14 protein-coding genes are annotated in these 16,379 nt (G+C 64.8%); 3 read left to right on the top strand and 11 right to left on the bottom strand.

All coding sequences use genetic code 11. The annotated features are described in order from the left end of the window. Window position 1: 1 nt before the first annotated feature. Complete coding sequence (gene imuA, locus LVS58_RS12580; RefSeq protein WP_233691355.1) at window positions 2-622, bottom strand: translesion DNA synthesis-associated protein ImuA; 621 nt, start codon at window positions 620-622, stop codon at window positions 2-4. Continuing rightward, complete coding sequence (lexA, locus tag LVS58_RS12585; RefSeq protein ID WP_012052394.1) at window positions 622-1,239, bottom strand: transcriptional repressor LexA; 618 nt, start codon at window positions 1,237-1,239, stop codon at window positions 622-624. Before lexA ends, imuA begins: the two co-directional genes overlap by 1 nt. A gap of 91 nt (window positions 1,240-1,330) precedes the next feature. On the opposite strand from lexA, the gene LVS58_RS12590 reads away from it, so the two are divergent. After that, the gene (locus LVS58_RS12590; protein WP_233691356.1) at window positions 1,331-1,999 is read left to right on the top strand and encodes an HAD family hydrolase; all 669 of its coding nucleotides are present in this window, start codon (window positions 1,331-1,333) and stop codon (window positions 1,997-1,999) included. 11 nt (window positions 2,000-2,010) lie between these two features. Here LVS58_RS12590 and LVS58_RS12595 read toward each other — a convergent pair whose 3' ends face one another. From LVS58_RS12595 to LVS58_RS12610, 4 genes are read right to left on the bottom strand one after another with little or no spacing between them, the layout of a single operon-like run. After that, entirely contained in the window at window positions 2,011-3,396 is a 1,386-nt protein-coding gene (locus LVS58_RS12595; protein ID WP_233691357.1) for an MFS transporter, read from the bottom strand. A gap of 44 nt (window positions 3,397-3,440) precedes the next feature. Further along, on the bottom strand, window positions 3,441-3,767 hold the full coding sequence (locus LVS58_RS12600) for an NIPSNAP family protein (protein ID WP_233691358.1): 327 nt from the start codon (window positions 3,765-3,767) through the stop codon (window positions 3,441-3,443). Next, a complete protein-coding gene (locus LVS58_RS12605) occupies window positions 3,767-5,482 on the bottom strand; it encodes an FAD-dependent oxidoreductase (RefSeq protein ID WP_233691359.1) in 1,716 nt (571 codons plus the stop codon). Before LVS58_RS12605 ends, LVS58_RS12600 begins: the two co-directional genes overlap by 1 nt. Continuing rightward, window positions 5,479-6,306: an SDR family NAD(P)-dependent oxidoreductase gene (locus LVS58_RS12610; RefSeq protein ID WP_233691360.1), complete on the bottom strand. Its 828-nt coding sequence runs from the start codon at window positions 6,304-6,306 to the stop codon at window positions 5,479-5,481. The genes LVS58_RS12605 and LVS58_RS12610 overlap by 4 nt, the downstream gene beginning before the upstream one ends. A gap of 176 nt (window positions 6,307-6,482) precedes the next feature. On the opposite strand from LVS58_RS12610, the gene LVS58_RS12615 reads away from it, so the two are divergent. Further along, entirely contained in the window at window positions 6,483-7,355 is an 873-nt protein-coding gene (locus LVS58_RS12615) for a helix-turn-helix domain-containing protein (protein ID WP_233691361.1), read from the top strand. 39 nt (window positions 7,356-7,394) lie between these two features. Here LVS58_RS12615 and LVS58_RS12620 read toward each other — a convergent pair whose 3' ends face one another. From LVS58_RS12620 to LVS58_RS12635, 4 genes are all read right to left on the bottom strand, one after another. Further along, window positions 7,395-8,168, bottom strand: a complete 774-nt coding sequence (locus LVS58_RS12620; protein ID WP_233691362.1) for an IclR family transcriptional regulator — start codon at window positions 8,166-8,168, stop codon at window positions 7,395-7,397. A gap of 64 nt (window positions 8,169-8,232) precedes the next feature. Continuing rightward, window positions 8,233-9,690 (bottom strand): amidase, encoded by a 1,458-nt coding sequence (locus tag LVS58_RS12625; protein WP_233691363.1) that lies wholly within the window; start codon window positions 9,688-9,690, stop codon window positions 8,233-8,235. Next, on the bottom strand, window positions 9,687-10,997 hold the full coding sequence (locus tag LVS58_RS12630) for a citrate-proton symporter (protein ID WP_233691364.1): 1,311 nt from the start codon (window positions 10,995-10,997) through the stop codon (window positions 9,687-9,689). Before LVS58_RS12630 ends, LVS58_RS12625 begins: the two co-directional genes overlap by 4 nt. A gap of 83 nt (window positions 10,998-11,080) precedes the next feature. Continuing rightward, window positions 11,081-12,256, bottom strand: coding sequence for a M20 aminoacylase family protein (locus LVS58_RS12635; RefSeq protein ID WP_233691365.1), 1,176 nt, complete (start codon window positions 12,254-12,256; stop codon window positions 11,081-11,083). A gap of 269 nt (window positions 12,257-12,525) precedes the next feature. On the opposite strand from LVS58_RS12635, the gene LVS58_RS12640 reads away from it, so the two are divergent. After that, window positions 12,526-15,042, top strand: a complete 2,517-nt coding sequence (locus LVS58_RS12640) for an excinuclease ABC subunit UvrA (protein WP_233691366.1) — start codon at window positions 12,526-12,528, stop codon at window positions 15,040-15,042. Window positions 15,043-15,087: 45 nt separating this feature from the next. On the opposite strand, the gene LVS58_RS12645 is transcribed toward LVS58_RS12640, so the two are convergent. Next, window positions 15,088-15,963, bottom strand: a complete 876-nt coding sequence (locus LVS58_RS12645) for an AEC family transporter (protein ID WP_233691367.1) — start codon at window positions 15,961-15,963, stop codon at window positions 15,088-15,090. Between the last annotated feature and the right edge of the window lie 416 nt (window positions 15,964-16,379).

The following is a 16,379-nucleotide window of genomic DNA, read 5'->3' on the forward strand; positions in this document are numbered from 1 at the left end:
ATCAGCCCCGCCCCGGGCAGGGTATAGGCAGCGCTGGTGGCATGCCACCACGGCTTTTCAGCACGCGCCATTGCGCCGGGCGCGTGTCGACTGCAATGCGCAGCGCTGCAGGTGAAGGGTTGTGCGACGCCTGCTGCGGCCTGCAGGCGAACGCCAGTGCCTGCCCGGTTTCGGCCGCTACCTGCAAGCGCCGCAGGGCGCGGTCATCGGCACGTTCCGGCCAGCACAGCACCGCCGCGCAACTGCCCGAGCGCAGGCACTGTTCGGCAGCCCACAGGGCATCGGCAGGCGCGGCATCCACCTGTACCAGCCAGCGCAGGTCCACCCCCGCGGCCTGCCAGGCCGGTGCATAAGGGATGAAGGGTGGAGCCACCAGCACCACTCTGCTGGCGTCTTCACTCAGCCGGGCCAGGGTTGGCCACAGCAACTGCAATTCGCCACAGCCGGGGTTGGCCAGCAACAGCTCGCTCAGTGCTGCCGCCGGCCAGCCACCTTCCGGCAAACGTTCGTCGAGGGCCGCATGGCCGGTGGGCTGCAGCCCGAGTGGCCGCGCCTGGGCCTGCCGTCCGCGCCATACCCGGCGCTGCTCCAGCAGCCGGTCGAGGTCGACCACGGCGCCCATCAGTCGCGCCTCAGCAAGCCGCAGAACACGCCTTCGATGAAAAAGTCCTGTTCGGGCTGCACATCGATCGGCGCATAGGCCGGGTTGCGTGGCAACAGCCGGTAAGTACCGCCTTGGCGTTGCAGGCGCTTGATGGTCACTTCGCCGTCCAGGCGCGCAACCACGATTTGCCCGTCGCGGGCGTCGGCCTGTTGCAGGATGCCGACCAGGTCACCGTCAAAGATGCCGTCGTCGATCATCGAGTCGCCCCGCACCTTCAGCAGGTAGTCGGGGGTACGGCGGAACAGGCTGGGGTCGAGCAGCAACTGCTCGTGGATGTCCAGGTCAGGCCCGATGGGGGCACCTGCCGCCACCTGCCCCAGGACGGGTATTTCGAGGATTTCCGGCCGGCGCAGCGGTTCGGCCAGGCGTATGCCCCGGGCCTGGTTTGGCGTGACATCGATGTAACCGGCCTGGCACAGGGCGGTGATGTGCTTGCGCGCAACGCTGCGCGAGGCAAAACCGAAGCGTGTGGCGATATCGGCCAGGCTCGGCGGCTGACCATGCTCGGCAATGCGCTCACGGATGAATTCGAAAATGGCGCGGCGTTTGGGGGTAAGAGTGTCCATGGAGCACATTTGTACTCTTTTCGGAGTACGCTGAACAGCCCCCTTCGTCGTCAGCTTTGGTTATGATCCCCTGGCTTGTGTTTTTTCATCTGGATATCCCATGCTGACCGCCCTGCTGTTCGACCTTGACGGTACCCTCACCGACACTGACACCCTGCACCTGCAGGCCTTTCGCCAACTGCTGCGCGAACACGACGGCCGCGAGCTGAGCCAGGCGCAGTTCGACGCCCAGGTCAGCGGCCGCGCCAACGGCGAGCTGTTCGCCGAGCTGTTCAACGGCGCCAGCGTCGAACAGTGCCAGGCGTTGGCCGACCGCAAGGAAGCGCTGTTTCGCGCGATGTCGCCGTCGCTTGAGCCAATGCCAGGCCTGTTGCGCCTGCTGGAGCATGCCCAGGCCCATGACATCGGCATGTGCGTGGTGACCAACGCACCGCGGCTGAACGCCGAGCACATGCTGAACGCCATGGGCCTTGGCCAGCACTTTGAACATGTGCTGGTGGCCGAAGAACTGGCACGGCCCAAACCGGACCCGCTGCCCTACCTCACCGGGCTGCAGCGGCTGGGTGCCGAGGCCGGGCAAGCGCTGGCCTTCGAGGACTCATTGCCGGGGACGGCCGCGGCCAGTGGCGCGGGGATCTTCACCGTGGGCGTAGCCACGACGCAGACCCCGGAGCGGTTGCTGGCGGCGGGCGCCAGGCTGGTTATCGACGATTTCAATGATGCGGCGTTGTGGGCGTTGATCGAGCGTATGGCTTCAGATCGGGGGTGAGTTCCCGAAGGCTAGGGAGTGGGAGCCGACCCTGCAGGCGCTGCAGCCCGGGTGCCGGATGTGCTGCCTGGAACGCTAAGCCGTAACGCCGCATTTCGCCCCTGCAACCATACCGCCAAAGCCGCCAACCCTGCGGGTAACAACAACGAAGCGAACACCTGGGCAAAGCTCCAGCCCAGCGCCAGCATCTGCGCCCCGGCAAAGGCACTGAGAATCGCACCCAGGCGCCCGATGCCGCTCATCCAGCTGGCCCCGGTCGCCCGTGCCTCAGTCGGGTAAAAAGCCGCCGCCAGTGCATTCATGCCAACACTTGCCCCGTTAAGGCCAAAGCCCACAGCGCTCGCAACCGCGCATAACCAGGCGAAGTCCGCAGCAACCTGACCTATTGCAAAAATCACCGCACCACTGAACAGGAAGGTCAGGACCAGCACGCGCTGCGCCGGGTAACGATCCATGGCCCACCCCACCGAAATCGCCCCCAACGGGCCGCCAATCTGGAAACAGGCCGTGACGATGGCCGCTTCAGCCACCGAAAACCCGCCCCCTTCCTTTACCAGCGTCGGCAACCAGCCGCTGAACAGATAGACCAGGAACAGCGCCAGCACGTACCCGCCCCAGAGCATGCAGGTACCAAAGCGATACCGCGCAGAGAGGATGGTGCCGATTGCACCGCCTGCAGCCTGGGCTTTACCGGGCAAGACAAAGGTCGTGTCGGCGTTGACCTGCACAGGTGCCAGGCGACGGACAATGGCCAGAATGCGCTTGCGGTCCGCTCCCTTGCTGACCAGAAACGTCACCGATTCCGGCAGGCGCCAGTACAGCAACGGCAGGACCATTAGCGGCAACACCCCACCCAATGCCAAGACACTGCGCCAGCCCAGGTTCGGAATCATCCAGGCGCTGACGAAACCACCTGCCGCCGCGCCCAGGGAGAACCCGCAGAACGCCAGGGTAATGAGCAGCGAGCGGCTGCGTGCCGGGGCATACTCGCTGACCAGGGTGCTGGCATTGGGCATGGCTGCGCCCAGGCCCAGGCCAGTCAGAAAGCGCAACGCGACCAGGGCTTCCAGGTTGGGTGAAAAGGCCGAGGCCAGTGTCCAGAGGCCGAACAGCAGGACGCTGCACAGCAACACCGCCTTGCGTCCGTAACGATCAGCCAAGGGGCCGGCAATCAGGGCGCCGAGTGCCAGGCCGATCAACGCGGCGCTCAATACCGGGCCCAGGCTTTGCGCATCCAGGCCCCAGTCGCTTTTCAGTTGCGGGGCAATGAAGCCGATGATGGCGACGTCCAGGCCGTCCAGGGCGATGATGAGAAAGCCGAGGAACACCACCCATTTCTGGTAACGGCCGATGGGTTGCTGGTCGATCAGTTGGCGCACGTCGAGTGTGTTGTTCATAGGTATCACCTGTTGTTGTTTTTATGACGGTGTTTGTCGCAGCCCTAGTGAAAAAGGCTGGGTAAGCGCACAGGCCTTATGATGCGTGTTTCCTGGGCCACCACCAGGTCGCGGGTGGCATGCAGGTACGCGGCAAAGTCCGGGTCGGCATCCCGCGCTGCGCTGCGCTTCTCGAAATCATCGAGGCTGTCATAGCCCCACAAGTGCACCACCTGGTTCAACGGCCCGATGCTGCTGGTGTAAAACGCCAGGGGTGCACCGAGGTGGCGCAGCAGGATCGGCATCGCCAGCCGGTCGAACGCCTCGAGAAAGGCCGCCATGCCGCGCGGGCGAATGGTGTAGATGCGGTGGTCGACCACAGGCTTGTCCATCACGCCACCTCCCGTGCGTTGCCCGCCGCCAGCCCCTGCTCGACACCCGCCAGATGGCGCCCGGTGATGTAGGCAAAGGTCATGATCGGCCCCAGGGTGATACCCGCCCCGGGGTAGTTGCCGCCCATGATGCTGACGCGGTCGTTACCCACCGCATACAGGCCGTCGATGACTTGCCCGTCGGCCGCCAACACTTCACCGGTCACACGGGTGCGCAGCCCGTCAAAGGTGCCCAGATCGCCCATGATCACTTTCACGGCAAAGTACGGTCCCTCGCCAACCGGCGCTACGCAGGGGTTGGGTTGTTGCTGCGGGTCGGCCAGGTAGCGATTGAAGCAAGTGCTGCCGCGGCCGAACTGACGGTCTTCGCCATGGACAGCGCCAAGGTTGTACTCGCGCACAGTCTGCTCCAACCCTTGCGCATCGATACCGGCCTTGCCGGCCAATTCCGCCAGGGTCTGGCCCTTGAGCAGGTAACCGTTGCGCAGCAATGGCCCCAGCGGCATCGGCGCAGGCTTGGCAAAGCCCAGCCCGTATTTTGCCAGGGTGCGGCGGTCGCACACCAACCACATGGCGGTTTCTGCCTGGTCGGCACACGCCTCGATCAGCGCTGCGCCTACGTCGTGGTAGGCATTCGACTCGTTGGTGAATCGCTGCCCCGAACGCAGCACGCCGATCACACCCGGCTTGTAGCGGTCGAGCAAATGCGGAAAGGCAATATGCCGCCCACCACCCACCGGCACCTTCGACACCGGCATCCAGGCTGCAGGTGCCTGCAGGCAGATATCGACTTTTGCTCCCAGCGCCTCGGCCATGCGCGCACCATCGCCGGTGTTGCCTGTTGGCACCGGTGAAAAATGCTCGCCGCCACGCCGTACATGCGGATAGGCCTGGCGCAGCCGTTGCAGGTCATGGGAGAAACCGCCACAGGCCAGTACCACCCCGCGCCGGGCCTCGATGCGCTGCTCGCTGCCGGCCTGCCCGGTCACCGCCCCCACTACCCGCCCACCTTCGCGCAACAACTGCCGCGCCGGGGTACCTGTGAGAATCGGAATGCCCAGGTCCAGTGCCGAGCGTACCAGCCGTGCCGCCAGCGCATTGCCACTGGTGACCTGGGTGCCGCGTCGGTACAAGGCCAGCTCCTTCAGATGGGTCAGCAGGCGTTTGGCCACGTAGGCGAACGAGGTCAATGAACGGGTGACATTGAAGAAGTGCTTGAGGTCGGCATTCGACGAGTTGAACATCATGCCGATGAAGGTGATGGTCTTCAGCGGCGGGCGCAACCGCGCCATGTCGGGCCCCAACCCCCGGATGTCGTAAGGTGCGGCCAGTATCGAGCGGCCCACATCGACGCCGCCTTCCACCTGAGGGTGATAGTCGGGGTACAGCGTGGGCACGAATTTGACTGCCGTCTCGCGCTCGAAAAATTCAACCATCTGCGGCGCGTAGCGCAAGAATGCCTCCACCCCGGCCGCATCGAAGCAGGCACCGGTTTCGTTGCGCAGGTAGGTCATGGCCGCTGCTTGGCTGTCATTGCCCCCGTGATGGGTACCCGGCACCCACAATACGCCGCCGGAAAACGCCGTGGTGCCGCCAAAGCACGCCTCCTTTTCGATGACGATCACATCCAGGCCAAGCTTTTTCGCCGTGATGGCTGTCGCCAGGCCGCCAGCACCCGCACCAATGACCAGTACATCGCAGCTACGTGTACTCATTGGCCTGCCCCCTCGAAGCCAGGGCGCGGGATCAATGCCATGGGCATGCTTTCCAGTCCGCCATCCACGGTCAGCTCGGCGCCGTTGATGTAGTCGGCGCGGCGGCTGGCCAGAAACAGTACGGCGTCGGCAATGTCTTGCGGCTCACCGATGCGCTGGTTGGCGGTCATGGCGCTACGCCGGCGCTCCACCTGTGGGTCGGCATAGAACGCCGCCGACAATGGCGTGCGGATCAAGCCCGGGCATACGGCGTTGCTGCGCACACCGCGTGGCCCCCATTCCACGGCAATCTGCCGCGACAGCATGCTGACGCCTGCCTTCGCCGCGCTGTATGCACCACTGTTGGGTTGCGGGTAATGCGCTGCAATCGAGGCCACATGCACGATACGGCCCTGGCCGCAGTCCAGCATGGAACGGCCAAAGGCCTGGGCACACAAGAGGTAGCCACTGAGGTTGACCGCCAGCACCTGGTTCCATTGATCCAGGCTTAGCGTGTCCAGCGCACCGGGGCGCAGTACGCTGGCATTGTTGACCAGTACATCGCAGCGCCCATGCAGCGCCTGTACCTGGGCCGCAGCCTGCTCCACGCTGGCCGGGTCGGCAATGTCGCAGGCCAGGGCACTCACTTCGCCTGCACTGTGTTCCCCCAGGGTGGCCGCCAGTTCGCGGCATTTGTCCAGGTCGCGGTCAAGCAGCACCACGTGGGCCTGCTGCTCCACCAAGGCTGCGGCCAGCGCTGCGCCAATGCCGCCGGCCGCGCCGGTGACCACGCAGACGGCCGACTCCAGGCCTAGCCACTGAGAAAGGATCTTGTTGTTGTGCATGCTGCTCTCCAGAGCGTTGCTTGTTCTGGGCAACAGGCTATGGCCGGCAGGCCCATCGGCAGAATGGACAAAACCTGCAACCAGCTCCACATTCCCGTCAATTTGCCCACTGCGCCCTGAAGCCTGCGTGCAGCTATGGCACAGTAGCGGGCAGTGAACAGAACAATTACAACATCATGAACAAGATCCCCAATTACGCCCTGTACGGTGAAACCGCGCAGCCGGTGTGGCACGAAGCCTTGCATGTGGAGCAGATATCCCAGCGCTCTGGCGCGCACAACTGGGAGATTGCCGCACACCGTCACGAAGGCTTGCTGCAGCTGTTGTACCTGCAAAGCGGTGGCGGCGAGGTGCTGTTCGACAGTGACCGGTTTCAGGTTCATGCGCCCTGCGTGGTGTACGTCCCGGCGCAGGTGGTGCATGGATTTCACTGGTCCAGCCAGGTAGAAGGCCAGGTAATCACGGCTGCGCAGCACCCGCTGGATAGCATCGCCCAGGTGCTGGCACCCAGCGTGCTGGTGCAACTGCGCAAACCACAGGTGATTGCCCTGCCCCACTGGGCCGCCGATGAAGACCCGTTGTTGCCCCTGTGTCGGGCCCTGCGCGAGGAATACCACAACCGCGCCCGCGAGCATGTGGCCAGCAGCATGGCGCTACTGCTGGCACTGATGATCCATGTGCTGCGCCATGAGCCGTACATACCCGCAGGTGAGCAACGCCCGGTATCAAGACGCAGCCAGCAACTGACTGCTTTTCGCGAGCTGGTAGACATGCACTACCGCGCGCACTGGCCACTGGCGGAATACGCCGCCGAGTTGGGCATGACCCTGGTGACGTTGGGGCGGTTGTGCCAGGAACACCTGGGCATGACGCCGATGAATGTGATCAATGCCCGACTGGTGCTGGAGGCCAAGCGCATGCTCGGGCATTCGAGCCTGAGCGTAAAAGAGATCGCCCATGAGCTGGGGTTTGCCGACGTGGGGTATTTCAGCCGGTTCTTTCGCAAGCAGGCGGGGGTGAGCCCTAGCGCATTTCGGGAGTGCCAGTAACGCATCTGTGGCTTACCCGCGAAAAAACGGCGCAGGAAATCAATCAGCCAAGGCCCGCTGCACTTCAGCCACAGTGTTCGCCAAACTGCTCAGGTGCATGTTCGACACCCGCTCCACCGGCGCCTGATCCAGCGGCCATTGCAAGGCAATGCTGCCGACCAGGCGCCCTTCGGCATATACCGGCAAGGCAATGGCGCGGATCAGGAACGGCAGGCGCACCGGGTATTCCCAGTAGCCTTCGGTGCGCTGACCAAAGCCCTTGTGCGCTTGCTCTTCGATATCGCGCAACACCCCGTCGCCACCCAGCCGCTCATGGGCCGCCAGGCGCAGCACTTCGTCCACCGCCAGCTCCCCCAGGCACGCTCGCCCCATCGCCGAATGAAACAGGCTGGCATGCTGCCCGACGATCTGACAGGTGTGCGGATAGCGCTTGCGCAGCACCTGGGGAATGGCGCTTTCCATCACCTCCAGCCGCTGGCCATCGAAACACGACAGGTCAGCGACCAGCCCGGTGCGCTCACTCAGATCCAGCAGCATGGGCGCTGCGCTTTCCACCAGGCGCCGCTTGAAACGCAACTGGCGGTCACCGAACAGGCGTCGCGCGCACAGTCGGTAGCGCCGGTCGCCAAGGCCGCGGTACACCCAGCCTTGAGCCTGCAAGGTGGCGAGCATGCGCGACACCGTGGCCTTGGGCAGCGCCGTCAGGTAGTGCAGTTCCTCCAGGCCCAATGCCTGGTGTTCGCCGAGCAGGTCGACGATGGCCAGCGCCCGCTCCACCGAGCGCACGCCGGCGCTGTCTGCCGTGATGCCCATGGGTATGACCTCCTTGTAGCGGGATGGTCAGGATAGCCAGCAAGATCCGCGCCTGCCCATGTTTTCATGGTGCAAGCAGGCGCGGTGGCGGGCAGCGCACCACCCAGCGGGTGAGCTGTTCATGGGCATACGCCAGCTGCAGCACGGCATGGTCGGCCTGCGCCGGGCCTATGATTTGCAGGCCCATGGGCAACCCGGCGGCATTGACTCCCACCGGCACGCTGATACTCGGCAAGCCGGCCAGGGTCGGCCCGATCACCACTTCCATCCAGCGGTGGTAAGTGTCCATTGCCCGCCCCCCGACCACCGCCGGCCATGGCTGGCGTGCATCGAAAGGGAACACCTGGGCCGAGGGCAACAGCAGGAAGTCGTAACGCTCGAACAGCTTGCCCATGGCGCGGTACCAGTCGCTGCGGTCCAACGAGGCCTGGTACAGCGCCGCCGCACTTAGCTGCAAGCCACCTTCCACCTCCCACTGTGCTTCGGGCTTGAGCAATGCGCGCTTGCCGGGGTCGGCAAAGGCTGCACCGAGGTTGCCATGCACCAGGAAGTGGCGGTGGGTCAGCCAGCATTGCCACAAGCGCGCCAGGTCGAATGCCGGCTGGCAGGCCTCGACCCGGCAGCCCAGCTCGGCAAAGTCGGCCAGCGCCGACTCGCACAGGCTCATTACCCCGTCATCCATCGGCAGATAGCCGTTGTAGTCGCCCAGCCAGCCCACCCGTACGCCGCGAAAATCGCGCGGCAAGTCAACGGCAAAATCGCGCCGGCCTTCGCTCAGCGACAGGGGTGCCCGGGCATCAACACCCGCCTGTATCGACAGTAGCCGCGCCACGTCGACCACACTACGGCCCATCGGCCCTTCGGTGGCCAACTGCTGCACGAACAGTTCGGGCGCCGGCCCATGCGGCACGCGGCCCTGCGATGGGCGCAGGCCGAACAGGTTATTGAACGCCGCCGGGTTGCGCAGCGAGCCCATCATGTCGCTGCCGTCGGCCACCGGCAGCAAGCGCATGGCCAGCGCCGCTGCAGCCCCACCGCTGCTGCCACCCGCCACCCGCGACGGGTCGTAGGCGTTGGTGGTGGTGCCAAACAAGGTGTTGTAGCTTTGCGAGCCCAGGCCAAACTCGGGCACATTGCTCTTGCCCAGGATCAATGCCCCGCTCGCCCGTACCCGCGCCACGCTGATCGCATCCTGCTCGGGTACCTGCTCGGCAAACAGCGGCGAGCCGAGCGTCGTACGCAGCCCGGCCGTGGCCGCGAGGTCCTTGATTGCCTGCGGCATGCCATGCATCCAGCCGCGCGAGTGGCCACGGGCCAGTTCGCGGTCACGCGTCTCGGCCTCGGCCAGCAGCGCTTCGGCCGGGCGCAGCGAAACCAGTGCATTGACCTGCCGATTGAAGCGCTCGATCTGCCCCAGGTAGGCCTGCATCACCTCGCGGCATGACAACTGACGGGCATGGATGGCCTGGGACAGTGCCTCGGCATCGAGGGCAACAATGGGGTCGATGGCGAGCGACTTCACGGTTTTACTCCAAGGTTGAAGGCGGCAGGCTTGACTGCCCGCGGTGCTTCTTTCAGGCAATAGGTGCCCAGCAATGTCAGCAGGCAGGCAAACAGCACGTAGAACGCCGGCGCCACCGGGGTGCCGAGCACCTGGGTGAGCCAGGTCACGATCAACGGGGCAAAGCCACCGAACACCATCACCGCCACGTTGTAGGCCACCGACACGCCGGTGGAACGCACCTGGACCGGGAACTGTTCGGCCAGGGCAGTAGGTGCCGGGCCGAAGAAGCCACCGATGGCCGTGCACAACAGCAGTTGCATGACCAACAGGCGCTCCAGGGAAGGCGCAGCGGCCACCCACACATACAGTGGGTAGACCATCACGAAGAACGCCAGGGTGAAGGCCATCAGCACCGGGCGCCGCCCCAGCCGGTCAGACAGCGCCCCGGACAACGGAATCACGAGGGTCATCAGCCCCACGGCGAGCATCTGCACCAGCAGCACCTGGTCCAGCGGCAAGCCTAGGCTGTTGTGGGCGAAGGTCGGCATGTTCACCAGCACCACGTAGAACGATACCGTCGCGCCGCAGGCCAACCCCATCGACACCAGCAGGCTGCGCCGGTGTTCACGCAGCACCTGCCACAGGCTGGGCGACGGGCCCTTGGCCTGGCGACGCGCCTCGACAAACGCCTCAGGTTCCTCCATATGCTTGCGAATCCACAGCCCGACCGGCCCGATCAGCAGGCCCAGCACGAACGGGATGCGCCAGCCCCAGCTGTCCAGCGCCTCGGGCGAGCACAGGTGGGTAACCAACGCCACCATTGCCGCCCCGGAAAACACCGCCAGGCACTGCCCTACCAATTGCCACGAACCATACAGTCCCTTGCGGTGGTCAGGCGCGCTTTCCACCAGAAATGCCGTGGCGCTGGCGTATTCACCACCGGTGGCAAAGCCCTGCAGCATGCGCGCCACCACGATCAGCAGCGGCGCCGCCATGCCGATGGCCAGGTAGTCAGGCGCGAAGGCGATCATGGCGATGGACACGGTCATCAGGCGGATGATCATCTGCATGGCCGCCTTACGGCCCTTGCGGTCGGAATACATGCCCAGCAGCACGCCACCCACCGGGCGCATGAAGAAACCGACGCCGAAGGTGGCAAGGGCCATCAGCAGCGAGGCGTACGCGTCGTCGGACGGGAAGAACTGCCGGGCGATGATGCTGGCCAGAAAGCCATACACGATAAAGTCATACCATTCCAGGGCGTTGCCGATAACGGCGGCCACCACTTGCCGGATACGCGACACGCCGGTGCTCGAAGTCTGCATAGGGAACACTCCACACAATGATTGGGTGATCACCCAGGCGCAGTCGCGCCCGGGTTCCAGCGGCAGTGGTCAAAAAGAGGCAATCAGGCAGGTGCCAGCCAGCGCTCTGCCAGCGCGCCCCAGTAGGCGGCGCCGGTCAGCAGGATGTCGTCGTTGAAGTCGTAGGCCGGGTTGTGCACCATCGGCCGCGATACACCATTGCCGATGAACAGGTAAGCACCCGGGCAGCGCTGCAGCATCCAGGCGAAGTCTTCGCTGCCCATCAGCTTGCGGGTGTTGCCATCCACCGCCTGGGCGCCCAGCAACTCCACCCCTACCTGGGTGGCGAAGGCGTTTTCAGCGGCATGGTTGACCAGCACCGGGTAGGCCGGGCGGTGCTCGATGCTGGCGCGGCAGCCAAAGCTTTCGGCCTGGCTGAGGATGATTGCCCGCACCCGCTCAAGGGCCTGCGCCCGCACCTCGGCGTTCAGCGCGCGCAGGCTAAGGCGCAACAGCGCCTGTTGCGGGATCACGTTGGCCGCTTCGCCGGCCTGCAACGCACCGACGGTGACCACCGCCGCCTCCTGCGCATCGATATTGCGTGCCACCACGGTTTGCAGCGCCATCACCACACTGGCCGCCGCCACCAGCGGGTCGACAGTCAGGTGCGGCATCGAGCCATGGCCGCCCACTCCGTCGAGGGTCACCGTGAGCAGGTCTTGCGAAGCCATCATCGGCCCCTCGCGAAAACCAAGATGCCCGGCCGGCAGCCCGGGCATGTTGTGCATGCCGAACAGCGCATCGCAGGGGAAGCGTTCCAGCAGGCCGTCCGCCAGCATCGCCTCGGCACCGCCCTGGCCCTCCTCGGCCGGCTGGAAGATCAGTGTCAGCGTGCCGTCGAACTGCCGGGTTGCCGCCAGGTAGCGCGCGGCGCCAAGCAGCATGGTGGTGTGCCCGTCATGACCACAGGCGTGCATGCAGCCTGGGTGCTGGCTGCTGTATGCCGCGCCTGTTGCCTCGTGGATGGGCAGCGCGTCCATGTCGGCGCGCAGGCCCAGCCGGCGGGTGCTGCTGCCATTGCGCAGCACGCCGACCACGCCGGTCTTGCCGATACCGGTGTGCACTTCATAGCCCCATTCCTCAAGCAGTCGGGCGACCAATGCTGAGGTGCGGCGTTCTTCAAAGCCCAGTTCCGGGTGAGCGTGAATAGCGTGACGGATCGCGTGCAGGTCGCTGGCCACGTCGTCGAGCCAGGCCAGGATGTGCTGATGTCGGGACATGTGGAGTCTCCTTGCGCGGGTGGGTTCCCGTTCTTGTTGTTCGCCTTCAGGTCACGACAGGTGAGGCAGGTCGTGCTTGGCTCACAGATAAGCGCGAGTGACGCGGGATCACAAACGAATGTGGTTCCGCCCAGCGGAACCAGTCGGAGAGAGAAAGCGGTGTCAGCAAGGACGCGCTCAACATTCGGAATGTTTGCGCGCCTTTTGGAGGGCCGCTGCAGTTGCTGTTACCTTGGGCTCACTGCTCAGCTTCAGACAAGGACTGCATCATGCCTCCAAGCCCGACCACCCCAAGCGGTTTCATCCGCGTCCGTGGCGCCCGCGAGCACAACCTGAAGAACATCGATGTCGATATCCCCCGCGACGCCTTGGTGGTGTTCACCGGCGTGTCCGGCTCGGGCAAGTCTTCGCTGGCGTTCTCCACGCTGTATGCCGAAGCCCAGCGGCGTTATTTCGAATCGGTGGCGCCCTATGCCCGGCGGCTGATCGACCAGGTGGGCGTGCCGGATGTCGATGCCATCGATGGCCTGCCGCCGGCGGTGGCCCTGCAGCAGCAACGCGGCACGCCGAGCGCACGCTCCTCGGTGGGCAGCGTGACCACCCTGTCCAGTTCGATTCGCATGCTCTATTCCCGCGCGGGCCACTACCCGGCCGGGCAAGCGATGCTGTACGCCGAAGACTTTTCTCCGAACACGCCCCAGGGCGCTTGCCCGCAGTGCCATGGCCTGGGGCGTGTCTACGAGGTGACCGAAGCGACCATGGTCCCCGACCCGTCGCTGACCATCCGTGAGCGTGCGGTGGCGGCGTGGCCGATGGCGTGGCAAGGGCAGAACCTGCGCGACATCCTGGTCACGCTGGGCTATGACGTCGATATCCCTTGGCGCGACCTGCCTCAGGCGCAGCGCGACTGGATCCTGTTCACTGAAGAGACGCCCACCGCCCCCGTGTATGCCGGCCTGACCCCGGCGCAGACCCGCGAAGCGCTCAAGCGCAAGCTGGAGCCCAGCTATCAAGGCACGTTCATGGGTGCCCGCCGTTACGTGCTGCATACCTTCATGCACTCGCAGAGTGCGCAGATGCGCAAGCGTGTGGCCCAGTACATGCGCCCCAGCCCCTGCCCGCTGTGCCAGGGCAAACGCCTGAAGCGCGAAGCGCTGAGCGTGACCTTCGCCGGGCTGGACATCGCCGAACTGTCGCACCTGTCGTTGCAGGCGCTGGCCGAGGTGTTGCGCAAGGTGGCGGCAGCCGACTACCTGACCCGGCAGCAGGAGGAGCTAACACTGGAAAAACGCCTGGCGGCCCAACGCATCGCCAACGAGCTGCTCGAACGCATTGATACGCTGCTTGACCTCGGCCTCGGTTACCTGGCCCTGGAGCGCAGCACCCCAACCTTGTCTTCTGGTGAACTGCAACGCCTGCGCCTGGCCACCCAGCTGAATTCGCAGCTGTTTGGAGTGGTCTACGTACTCGACGAGCCGTCGGCCGGCTTGCACCCGGCCGACAGTGAAGCGCTGTTCGAAGCCCTGCAGCGCCTGAAACAGGCTGGCAACTCGGTGTATGTGGTCGAGCACGACCTGGACACCATGCGCCGCGCCGACTGGCTGGTGGATGTAGGGCCAGCTGCCGGCGAGCATGGCGGCACCATCCTCTATAGCGGGCCGCCTGCCGGCCTGGCCGAGGTGCAACAGTCTTGTACCCGTACCTACCTGTTCAGCGCCCCGGTACAGGCAACACGCGCCCCGCGCAAGGCCCGCGACTGGCTGAAGCTTGAAGGCATCACCCGTAATAACCTCCAGAACCTGAGCGCCGCATTTCCGCTGGGTTGCTTTACCGCCGTTACCGGTATGTCCGGCTCGGGCAAGTCCAGCCTGGTCAGCCAGGCCCTGCTGGAACTGGTGGGGGCACACCTGGGCCATGCCGAGCAACGTGGCGAGCCAGAAGCGCAAAGCCTGGAAGATGAACCTGAACAGACCAGCAGTGGCCACGTGAGCGCCGGGCTTGGCAGCATCAAGCGGCTGGTACAAGTTGACCAGAAGCCGATCGGACGCACGCCGCGCTCCAACCTGGCCACCTACACTGGCCTGTTCGATCACGTGCGCAAACGCTTCGCGGCTACCGAGCAGGCCAAGGCACAGGGCTTCGACGCCGGGCGCTTTTCGTTCAACGTTGCCAAGGGCCGGTGCGCCAACTGCGAGGGAGAGGGTTTTGTCAGCGTCGAGTTGCTGTTCATGCCCAGCGTGTACGCGCCCTGCCCGACCTGCCAGGGTGCCCGCTACAACCCTGAAACCCTGGCGGTGAGCTGGCAAGGCATGAATATCGCGCAAGTGCTGCAGTTGACCGTCGACCAGGCTCTTCAGGTTTTTGCCGAGCAACCGCCTGCCCGCCGTTGCCTGCAAGTACTGCAGGATATCGGCCTGGGCTACTTGCGTCTGGGCCAACCGGCCACCGAACTGTCCGGTGGTGAAGCGCAGCGGATCAAGCTGGCGACCGAATTGCAGCGCATGGCCCGCGGGGCGACCCTGTATGTGCTGGATGAGCCCACCAACGGCTTGCACCCGCAGGACATCGACCGGCTGCTGGTACAGTTGAACCGCCTGGTAGAAAGCGGGCATAGCGTGGTGGTGGTCGAACACGACATGCGCGTGGTGGCGCAGAGCGACTGGGTGATCGATATCGGGCCGGGAGCTGGCGATGCCGGGGGCAAGGTAGTGGTCAGTGGCACACCGCAGGTGGTGGCGGCATGTACCGACAGCCGCACGGCGGCGTTTTTGGCCAAGGCCTTGTGAACCTTGCGCATTGACTCAACGGAAATTGCTGTCGTTGCCTATAGCTTACATCCACCAAGCCAGCACCACCGGCAACCAGGCAAACGACAGCATCGTAGAACACATCACCAGGTTCGCCACCTGCTCTGGCTCACGGTTGGCCCGCACCGCCATCAGGTAGTTGAACACGGCTACCGGCATCGCCGACTGCACCATCAGCACTGCACGCTCCAGGCTGTCCATACCCAGTACCGCGCCCACTGCCCAGCCCACCGCAGCCCCCAGGCCAATGCGCAAACCGCCCAGCAACATGCCGCTGCCCACGTGACGCAGGCGAATGCTGGCCAGTGATACCCCCAGGGTCAGCAGCATGAGCGGAATGGTCATGCCGCCCAGCAGGTCTACGGTGTTGGCCAGCCAACGCGGCAGTTCGAAATCGAGAAAAATGATGGGCATTCCGCCGGCCAGGCTGATGACGATAGGGTTGCGCAGCAACGCCTTGAGCGAAGCCGCCGTGCCGGCGATGGCCATGCCGATCGTGAACTGCACGATGGACAGGGTCAGGAAAAACGCCACGGCCAGGGCCAGGCCATGCTCACCGAAGGCATACAGGCTGATCGGCAGGCCCATGTTGCCCGTGTTAGGGAACATGAACGCCGGCAGCAGTACCCGCCAGTGCATGCCCGATGCGCGACACACCAGCCAAGCGGCCAGGGCCATACCCAGGGTGCACAGCAAGCAGGCCACGGCCATGCTGGTAAAGGCATTCGGGTCCAGCTCGGTACGGCTGAGGGTGGACAGCACCAACGAAGGTGTGCCGACGGTCATCACCACCCGGGCGATGAAATCAGTGGGATAATCCAGGCCCTTGCGGGCCCAGGCAAAACCAATTCCGGCGACGATGAAAACCGGGGCCAGGACGGCGAACAGCGATGCGAACATGGGGGCCTTCCTTGGTGGGGTTCGGCATTATGCAACACTCAGTGAGGTTACCGGGCCGATCTCACCGCCCGCAGGAGCCGCCCTCAAAAATGTCTGTGGAAGACATGTTGATGTCGCGCTGAGACTGCGGCGTCTCGTCGCACACCCAGGCCCCTTGGGCAAAAGCGTCCAACCCCGTAGAATCCCGCTTCCTTTTCGCCCGTCGCCTTGAACGGTGGCAACCAGCAGCAATGACAGAGTCAGCGCCTGAACACATGCACGCACATGTGAAGTAGGCTCAACCCTCCCCGCCCGGCCCATCTCCCATAGCGCCCAGCGGTTGAGTCTTGCCCAGGTCGCATCCGTGTCGCCACTCGCCCCTTGCCGGGTCGAGCCGGTGTGCGCGCCGAGAAGGTGCTCATTCCGCTCATCCAACT

This window comes from Pseudomonas sp. JR33AA (genome assembly GCF_021378985.1).
GTDB classification, from domain to species: Bacteria; Pseudomonadota; Gammaproteobacteria; order Pseudomonadales; family Pseudomonadaceae; genus Aquipseudomonas; species Aquipseudomonas alloputida.